This window comes from Streptomyces sp. CBMA156, from assembly GCF_014596515.1.
Taxonomy (GTDB): domain Bacteria; phylum Actinomycetota; class Actinomycetes; order Streptomycetales; family Streptomycetaceae; genus Kitasatospora.
The window spans coordinates 1-9,053 of record NZ_MSJQ01000372.1; the positions used below are offsets into that span (position 1 = coordinate 1).

Below are 9,053 nucleotides of genomic sequence, written 5' to 3' on the forward strand. Positions count from 1 at the left end.
AGGGTGGGGCTGGGGCGGCCGATGCGGTTGGACGTGCGGGCGGCGCGGGGGACGGCGGGTGTGGTGGGGGAGGACGAGGGGGTCGTCCCCGGGCCCGCCACGGGCCGTCGCGCCGCCGGGGCGGCCGGTGGCGGGACCGTCCGGCTCCCGGTCCTCCTCGGCGCCGAGGTCACGGAAGACCGAGGCGAGGAAGCCCGGTCGGGGGAACTGGACGGTGGCGGTTCCGTCGGACTGGCCGTCTGCTGAGTACTGCATCGGTCGTCGTTCCCCCATGCTCGTCCGGCGCCTGCCAGAGGCGGTCGGCGAACCCGTGGACCCGCCCCTGCCGGACATTGTCCCCCGAACGGGCTCAGCGGTCAGCCAAGCCGCTCAGTTGGTGCGGGTGTTGGTCAGGTGCAGTCCGATGTAGCCGACGTAGATCCGGCCGCTGCCGGAACAGTCGTCCAGGTAGTGCAGCCGTGGCGCGGTGCGACCGCCGCCGATCCGCAGGTGCGCGCCCATGAACGCGCGCCGGGAGGAGTCGACGCATTCCGGCACCGGCAGCATCCGCTCGCGCTTCCACTTGGTGTGGCTGAACACCGTCCGGGACTCCCCGCGCACCGCCTTGCGCGGCGGGAAGCCGTGGCAGCCCTCGGGGGTGCGCTCGCACCACTGCTTGAAGTCCCCGCCCGCCGCGCCCCGCACGGCCGCCTCGGCGTACTCCTGAAGGGCGGTCAGACCGTCCCAGGCGAGCCGGGCCCAGCCGGCGCCGGCGCACTGGAGATCGTCCAGGGCGAGCGCGTTCTTCTGGTCGCCGGTGAAGGTCACCAGTGGGAACTCCTCCAGTCTGGCCATCAGCTCGGTGAAGGTCTCGGGCGTGCCACGGCGGTCGGCGGGCCGGGCGGCGGAGTGCGGGCCGACGGCCGGCCCGGTGCCCGGTGTGAGGCAGTGGCGGCTGGTCAGGCCCCGGGCCCCGGAGCGGAGGCGGCCCTCCCTGACGTCCCGGCCGTCGCGGCCCTCCCGGCCCTGGCCCCGCTCGCGGTGGTCCCTGCGCTCCAGGCGCAGGGTGTGCCGGACCCGCTCCGGCTCGTCGGCCCTGGCCTGCTGCTCGGCGCGGTCCTGCTGCTCCTCGCGGGCGACCGCGGCCAGTTCGGCGCCCTGGCGGGGGGCAGCCAGGCCGGCGGGCAGGTCAGCGGCCAGGTCAGCGGTCCGTGCGACGGTCTGCTCGGCGGCCCGCTCCGCGGCCGGGCGGAGCTGCGGCGGCGGGACACGCAGCACCGGGACGGCCGCCAGCGGAGCCGGCAGCGGCTGGTCCGCGGCGAGGCGGCGCGGCTCGCGGGCGAGCAGCCCGGCGGCGCGGCGCGGGTCCTCCTCTATTCGGCCCCGGGCGAGCACCGGATGCCGGGCGCTGTCCTGCCGGGAGGCCGGGTCGACCTCGGGCAGGAAGGTGCGCACCGCTCCGCCGTAGACGGTGTGGTACTCCAGGGCGACGTTGAATCCGGTGCGGGCGCCGGGGTCCAGCACGCAGACGGTGGCGAGGCCGGGCAGCTGCTGGCAGAGCGGGCCGACCACGTCCTGCACCCAGCGGTCGAGCGGGAGGTTCACCGGGACGCTGGCGACCACGGTGGGCAGCCTGCGCTCGGGATCGCACAGCTCGTCGATCAGGGCGTCGACCTCGTCGGCCGTGATCACCCGGGGTGCGGAGTGGACGGCTGCCGGGCCGTCGGTGGCGTCGAGCAGCGGGAGGAGCGAACGGGCGAGTTCGGGCACCGGCACCCGGCAGGGGGTGCGCACACCGCTGCCGGTGCTGTGCGTCTCGGCCTCCAGCCGGACCCAGGTCGCGCCGTCGGACCCGGTGGCCACCGTGAGGGTGAGCTGCTGGGTGCCGTGCGGAGCCGGGGTGCGCAGGCGGCGGCGGTCGTAGCGGCCGGTGCCCGGGCCGTCGCGCAGCGGGCCCCGGTCCCGGTCGAGCAGGACTCGCTCGCCCAGGCGGAGCCGCTCCGTGGCGGGGTCCGGTGCGGCGCTCTGCCCGACGGGGGCGTACGGGGCCGGTGGGGGCTCCTCGTAGCCCTCCTGCTTCAGCCAGGAGGCGAGCTGTTCGTCGGCCAGGGCGACGGCCTCGGCGTGCGCGAGGGCCGTGATGACCGTCATCCGGTAGGGCGTCGCGAGGCCGCGGGGGCCTGGCAGCTCGGCGCCGGCGTGCGAGCGCACGCGGTTCGGGGCGGCGCGGTTCGCGATCGGGTGGTTCGAGGTCTGGTGGTTGGAAGTCGGGCGGTCCGGGGCCGAGTGGTTCGAGGCCGGGTGGAGCGCGAACTGGGGAGTCGAGGTCGAACGGCCTGAGGTCATGCGCATACCTCCGTGGTGCGGGGTGGGGTCCTGTGTCCTCCATCGACGGTTTCGTCCGGTTCTGCCGGAACCTTGCCCAGGAAACGCCACGGCCCGGAGCGGAAGTTCCAACTCCGGGCTACGACACTACGTTCGGGTGAATCTGCTCAAGCGGTCTTCCGCGTGCCGCGGGCGCTGGGTTACGGGAAACAGCCCGTCACGGGCCGTCCGGGCGGGGCGTCCGGGCCCTCCCAGGAGCCCCCGCGCCGCCGCCCGCCGGTGCGGTCAGACCGGCACCTCGACGTAGGTGCGGCCGGCCGGGACGGCCACCGCGGTGCCGCCGGTCGCCTCCGCCAGCCAGACGTGGAAGTCCGCCGTGCCCGGCTCCGGCACGCCCACCTCGATCCGCACCCCGGTGGCCTCGTAGGCCAGGTCGCTCACCGTGTACCCGGCCGCCCGCAGGTCGTTCTCCACCCGCCCGGCACGGACGTGGTCCACCGTCACCGCGAGCAGCGCGACCGGCCGGCGCTCCAGCAGGCCGATCTCGTCCACGGCCTCCGACACCGCGCTGCCGTACGCCCGCACCAGGCCGCCCGCGCCGAGCTTGATCCCGCCGAAGTACCGGGTGACCACGGCGGCGGTGTCGGTCAGACCGCGTCGGCGCAGCACCTCCAGCATCGGCACCCCGGCCGTGCCGCCGGGCTCGCCGTCGTCGCTCGAACGCTCGCGGCGCTGGTCGTCGCCGACCACGAAGGCGGTGCAGTTGTGCCGGGCGTCCCAGTACTGCTTGCGGATGGCGGCGATGAAGGCCTGCGCCTCCTCCTCGTCGGCGACCCGGCCGAGGTGGCAGATGAACCGGGACTTCTTGATCTCGATCTCGTGGCTGCCGGCCCGCCGGATGGTCAGGTACGGCCTGGCGGTGGGCTCCGGCGTGGCGGGCATGGTGCGGCGGTCCTCCCGAGGACGGCGACGGCTGGCGGCGCGCACCCGGGGCACCGGGGCGGCACCGCCAGCCTAGTTGGCACGCGGCGGGGGGAGCGGCGAGCGGGGGTCGCCCCCGTCGCGGGGCCCGGCGCTCTGAGGTCACGGGTCCGCGGGCAGGGGCGCCGTGGGCCGGGACGCTGCAGCTGGGAGGCTGTGGCCGGGGCACCGTGGGGGCCGGCCGTGGGTCAGCGGCCGGCCAGCGCGTTCAGCCGCTCGCGGTCCAGGCCGGTCAGCGCGGTGACCTCGGCGGGGTCGACGGCGCCGCAGTCCAGGCCGCGCAGCAGGTAGCCGCTCAGCGCCCGGGCGGTGGCCGGCTCGTCCATCACGTCGCCGCCCGCCTGGGCGACGTACGCGGCCAGCCTGGCGGCGGCCGCCGCCAGGCCCTCGCGGTAGAAGGAGTAGACCGCGGCGTAGCGGGTCGGCAGGTGCGCCGGGTGCATGTCCCAGCCCTGGTGGTAGGCGCGGGCCAGCGAGCGGCGGACCAGGCCGTGATGGAGCTTCCAGGCGGCGTGCACCTGTTCGGTGGACCCGGCGGGGATGACGTTGGTCGAGCCGTCGGAGAGCCGTACCCCGGTGCCCGCGGCCGCCACCTGCATGACCGCCTTGGCGTGGTCGGCGACCGGGTGGTCCATGCTCTGGTGGGCCGCGCTGACGCCGCAGGCGGCGCTGTAGTCGAAGGTCCCGTAGTGCAGGCCGGTGGCGCGGCACTCGGCGGCCTCGATCATCCGGGCCACGGTGGCCCTGCCGTCCGGGCCGAGGATCGCCTGGGTGGTCTCGATCTGGATCTCGAATCCGAGCCGGCCGGCGGGCAGCCCGGCCCGGCTCTCGAAGTCCTCCAGCAGCCGGACCAGCGCGGTGACCTGTTCGGCGTAGGTCACCTTGGGCAGGGTCAGGACCAGGCCGTCCGGCAGCCCGCCGTGCGCCAGCAGGGTGGCCAGGAACAACTCCAGGGTGCGGATGCCGCGAGCCCGGACGGATGCCTCCAGGCACTTGATCCGGATGCCGAGGTACGGCGGCGCGCCGCCCCCGGCCACGGCGGCGGAGACCAGTTCGGCGGCGCGCACCGCGGCCGCGTCCTCCTCGGCGTCGGGGCGGGGACCGTAGCCGTCCTCGAAGTCGATCCGCAGGTCCTCGATCGGCTCGCGCTCCAGCTTGGCGCGGACCCGGGCGTGCACGTCGGCCAGCAGCTCGTCGTCGGGGACGCCGAGGGCGCGGGCCAGCTCGGCGGGGGTGGCGGCGTGGCGGTCGAGGGCCTCCAGGGCCCGGCGACCCCACTCCCGCACGGTGTCCGCACCGAAGGCGTCGGCCGGGACGTAGACGGTGTGCACCGGCTGCCTGGTCGCGGGCTCACCCGGGTAACGGCGTGCCAGATCGGCGTCGACCGGGGCGAGCAGTGCCTCCACGGCGGCCCGGGTCGCGGTGGAGAAGGAGGCCCCGTCCACGGGCCCGGTTCCGTCGGCCTCGCCCCTTGTCATCCGCACTCCTCCGCACCGAACCAGTGCTTCAACAATTTGTTGACGCGAAGGTAGCTCCGGCGGGACCGGGCGTCAATGGGCACCCGGGCCCCGGACGGACGGCGGCCGGGGTCAGTCCCTTCCAGCGGCAACGTAGCGGTCGTGCAGCTCCGGAATGAGCTCGGCGACCTCCTTGGGGTGCACCGAGTTATTCGGGCCGTTACCAGTGACGCCGTACTCCGTGGTCAGCCATGCGGCGAGCCGCTGGGCGTCGGGCTGACGACCGTCGTGACCGTCGATGTACGAGACGAGCGCCTCGTAGGCGAGGTCCGGGTCAAGGCGCGAGGGCATCGGGCGGAATGCGGACTGCTCTGCATGGACGGACTGCTCTGCCGAGGCCTGCTGCTCCGACGGACGTGCCTGCTCGGGCTGGTGAGCCTGCTGATGGTGCGGCGGCTCGGCGAGGTGCTCGGCCTGCTGGGTCTGCTCGGCCCGCTGCTGGTGGCCGGCCGGGTCCGCGGGGGCGGTCTCCTCGGCGATCGGGCGCGGGGGCTTGAACCAGGGCGAGGCCTGGCCGGGCACCCGCCCGCCGGGGGCGGCGTCGGCCGGATGGCCGGTGGTGCGGACCGGGCGCTCGGTCCAGACGTTCAGCTCCTCGCCGCGCGGCTGCGGGGCGGCCTCCGCCGACTCGTCCGGTTCCTGGGCAGCGCGCAGGCGCACGGCGGCCAGCTTCGCGAGCATCGGTGCGGCGACCTCGGCGGACAGCGGAGCGACAGCCGTGGGCGCCTGGGCCGGTTCCTGTTCGGACTGGGCCTGCTCCGGCTGGGCTTGTTGGGCCTGCTGGGCCTGCCCAGGCCGGATCTGTTGGGCCTGTTGGGCCTGCTGGGCGGTCTGCGCCGCCTGCTGCGGCTGCTGGGACTGCTCCGGGTGCGCCACCGCCGGGGTGGGGGCGATGGCCGCGGCGGTGTGGTTCTCCTGGAGGCCGGTTCCCTGTGCTTCCTTCTCCACCAGGCCTTCCTTGGCCTCGCGCTCCTGTCCCTCGTCGTCCAGCCGGTCGAGCAGCGCCGGATCGAGCGGCACGCCGAACTTGGCGAGCTTGAGCGGCAGCAGCGCCTGGATCGGCGCCGAGCGACGCCAGCCACGGCCGTACCGGAAGCGCAGCTGCGCCCGGTAGACCAGGCGGTTCTGCTCCAGCCGGATGACCTCGTCGTAGGAACGGAGCTCCCAGAGCTTCATCCGCCGCCAGAGCCGGAAGGTCGGCACCGGGGAGAGGATCCAGCGCATCACCCGGACCGACTCCATGTGGCGGTCCGCCGTGATCGCCGCGATCCGGCCGACCGCGTGCCGCGAGGCCTCGACCACGACGACGAAGAGCAGCGGGATGACGGCGTGCATGCCCATGCCGAGCGGATCGCCCCAGGAGGCGGCCGCGTTGAAGGCGATGGTGGCGACGGTCAGCAGCCACGCGGTCTGCCGCAGCATCGGGAAGGGGATGCGCAGCCAGGTCAGCACCAGGTCGAGTGCGAGGAGCACGACGATGCCCGCGTCCACGCCGATCGGGAAGGCGTAGGAAAAGGCGCCGAAACCTTTCTCCTCGGCCAGATCGCGCACCGCGGTGTAGGAGCCCGCGAAGCCGATACCCGAGATGATGCAGGCACCGGCCGCGACCATGCCGAGCAGGCCCCGGTGGGCTTTGGTGAGCGTTGGGCGTGCCATGACGTCTATCAACCCCTGGATGGTCGGCTGCTGCCGTACGCTGCCTCGGCTGCCGGGTACCGCTGATCGGGCCGCCGGACGGTTGAGCAACCTCCGGGCTCGGCCCATCGGAGTTTACTCGTACACCTGTTTAAGCGTTCCCACAGCCTGGGGTGTCACAGAGCGACGGCCCGACGGCGGCCCCGGCACCGCCCGGACCTGCGTCGGAGGCCGGCCGGATCGTCAGCCGGTCTGCCCCGCGGTGCCGTTGAGGTAGGTCAGTACGGCCAGCACCCGCCGGTTGGCGTCCTCGTCGGGGGCGAGTTCGAGCTTGGTGAAGATGTTGGCGATGTGCTTGGCCACCGCGCCGTCGCTCACCGAGAGCCGGGCGGCGATCGCCGAGTTGGAACAGCCCTCGGCCATCAGCTCCAGCACCTCGCGCTCGCGTGGGGACAGCCGCAGCAGCGGGCCGGGCCGGCGCGAAGTGGTCTGCATCAGCTTGGCGATCACGTCCGGGTCCATCGCCGTCCCGCCCGCCGCCACCCGACGGACCGCGTCGATGAACTGTCCGGCGTTGAACACCCGGTCCTTCAGCAGGTATCCGATCCCTCCGGTGCCGTCGGCCAGCAACTCCCGTGCGTAGAGCTGCTGGACGTGCTGCGACAGCACCAGCACCGGCAGGCCATGGATCTCCCGGCGTGCCTTGAGTGCGGCCTGCAGGCCCTCGTCGGTCAGCGTCGGAGGCAGCCGGACGTCCACCACGGCCACGTCCGGGCGGTGGGTGAGCAGTGCCTCCAGCAGCTCGGGACCCGTCTCCACGGCCGCGGCGATGGTGAAGCCGTGCGCTTCCAGCAGCCGGATCAGGCCTTCGCGAAGGAGGTAGAGGTCCTCGGCGAGGACAACTCGCACGGCAACTCCAAGGTGATGGTGGTGGGTCCGCCCGACGTGCTGTCGATGGAGAGGACACCGTCGAAGGTACCCAATCGCTTCTCGATCCCGCGCAGTCCGGTCCCCCGTGAGGGATCCGCCACCCCCACGCCGTCGTCCGTCACCGTGACCCGCAGGAAGCCGGCCCGGTAGAGGATGTCCACCCACACCTGCTCCGCCCCCGAGTGCTTGGCGGCGTTGGCCAGCAGTTCGCAGATGCTGAAGTACACGGTGGCCTCGACCGGTGCCGCCGGCCGGTCCGGCAGGCTCACGAAGACCTCGGTCGGCAGCGCGCTGTCCAGCGCCAACGCCCGGACCGCGTCGCCGAGTCCGCGCTCGGCGAGCACCGGCGGGTGGATGCCGCGCACCAGGTCCCGCAGCTCCTGGAGGGCCCGGGCCGACGACTGACGCGCCTCGGCGAGGAGCTCCCGGGCAGCGTCCTGGTCGGAGTCCATCAGGTGCTCGATGGTGCCCAGCGTCATCCCGATCGCGACCAGCCGCGCCTGTGCACCGTCGTGCAGGTCCCGCTCGATCCGCCGCAGCTCGGCCGCCTGGTTGCCCGCCGCGTCCGCCCGCGTCTCGGTCAACTCGGCCACCCGCCTGGTCAGCTGGGCGTTCGTCGCGCGGCCGTCCTGGTCCAGCACGCGGCGGGCCGCCTCGGCGTACGCCCTGACCGCCAGTGGGGCCCCGAGTATCCCGACGACGATCATGGTTGCCCCGAGCACGAGGCTCACCAGGATGGACAGCTCCCGGCCGCTCAGGAAACCGAAGCCGGCCATGGGGACCGGGCCGGTCAGGATGTAGGCGAGGCCCAGCCCGAGCAGAACCGCGACCGGGCCCACCAGGACCACGGCGAGGAGCGGGTTCACCACCAGCCAGACCAGCTCGGCGCGGGTGGTCCGGTCCCGCAGGCCCCAGTGGACCGCCTGCGCGTACTTCGCCACCGTCCGCGAGCGGTGGTAGGTGTAGCCCGTCCACCAGTGCCCGCGCCCGTCCAGCTCCAGCTCCGGCCGGGGCTCGTAGGTGGCCGGCAGCCGTATGCCGAACCAGCGTTCCACCTGCCCCCGGGTACGGGCGGCGACGCTGTGGACGAGGAAGGCGGCCACCACGGAACCGACGACCGCCGCCACCAGCAGCGCGGCCGGGATCTCCGGGACGTAACCCTGGAGAGTCTGGGCCGTCATCACGCCCGAGACGACCGCGGCCATCACCGGCAGCACGAACCCCAGCACTGCGGCGAGCAACACCACGACCAGCCGGGTCAGGCCCTCACCGCCGGCCACGAAGGCGGACCGGGCCTGCGCACGTACGGAGACGCCGCTCGTACGACTCACTGTTGTCACGGGAAGCTCCTGATGCCGGTACCGATCGTCCTCCATCAGTGTTCACGAACCACCCGCCACCCACACTGGCCATGGCACCCCAATCCCGGGGTAGACCTAGGACCACCTGCTGGTGGACAGAGTGACACCATCGAGTGAGATGATCCTAAAATGCAAAGAACCCCCATCCGGGATTCCCGGATGGGGGTTCTTCAGAAGAATTGTTCGGCGGCGTCCTACTCTCCCACAGGGTCCCCCCTGCAGTACCATCGGCGCTGTAAGGCTTAGCTTCCGGGTTCGGAATGTAACCGGGCGTTTCCCTCACGCTATGACCACCGAAACACTATGAAACTGTCAACCACACTAT

Annotated in this window: 7 protein-coding genes and 1 rRNA gene; all 8 read right to left on the reverse strand. The window is 73.4% G+C overall.

All coding sequences use genetic code 11. The features are described from left to right. Nucleotides 1–255, reverse strand: a 255-nt coding sequence (locus tag BU198_RS32370) for a hypothetical protein (RefSeq protein WP_223245257.1), incomplete at its 3' end; no start/stop codon positions are given. A 114-nt stretch (nt 256–369) separates the two neighbouring features. Then, complete coding sequence (locus BU198_RS43545; RefSeq protein ID WP_188300411.1) at nt 370–2,325, reverse strand: hypothetical protein; 1,956 nt, start codon at nt 2,323–2,325, stop codon at nt 370–372. Between the two features lie 264 nt (nt 2,326–2,589). Continuing rightward, nucleotides 2,590–3,246: a YigZ family protein gene (locus BU198_RS32380; protein ID WP_188300412.1), complete on the reverse strand. Its 657-nt coding sequence runs from the start codon at nt 3,244–3,246 to the stop codon at nt 2,590–2,592. Between the two features lie 227 nt (nt 3,247–3,473). Beyond that, nucleotides 3,474–4,763, reverse strand: a complete 1,290-nt coding sequence (locus BU198_RS32385) for a DUF6986 family protein (RefSeq protein WP_188300413.1) — start codon at nt 4,761–4,763, stop codon at nt 3,474–3,476. A gap of 111 nt (nt 4,764–4,874) precedes the next feature. Beyond that, nucleotides 4,875–6,458 (reverse strand): DUF2637 domain-containing protein, encoded by a 1,584-nt coding sequence (locus tag BU198_RS32390; protein ID WP_188300414.1) that lies wholly within the window; start codon nt 6,456–6,458, stop codon nt 4,875–4,877. A gap of 222 nt (nt 6,459–6,680) precedes the next feature. Continuing rightward, nucleotides 6,681–7,346 carry a LuxR C-terminal-related transcriptional regulator gene (locus tag BU198_RS32395; protein WP_188300415.1) on the reverse strand — a complete coding sequence of 222 codons (666 nt, stop codon included), beginning with the start codon at nt 7,344–7,346 and terminating at the stop codon, nt 6,681–6,683. Next, nucleotides 7,298–8,707, reverse strand: coding sequence for a sensor histidine kinase (locus BU198_RS32400; protein WP_317620416.1), 1,410 nt, complete (start codon nt 8,705–8,707; stop codon nt 7,298–7,300). Before BU198_RS32400 ends, BU198_RS32395 begins: the two co-directional genes overlap by 49 nt. A 202-nt stretch (nt 8,708–8,909) precedes the next feature. Further along, nucleotides 8,910–9,026 (reverse strand): 5S ribosomal RNA (gene rrf, locus BU198_RS32405). Nucleotides 9,027–9,053 lie beyond the last annotated feature (27 nt).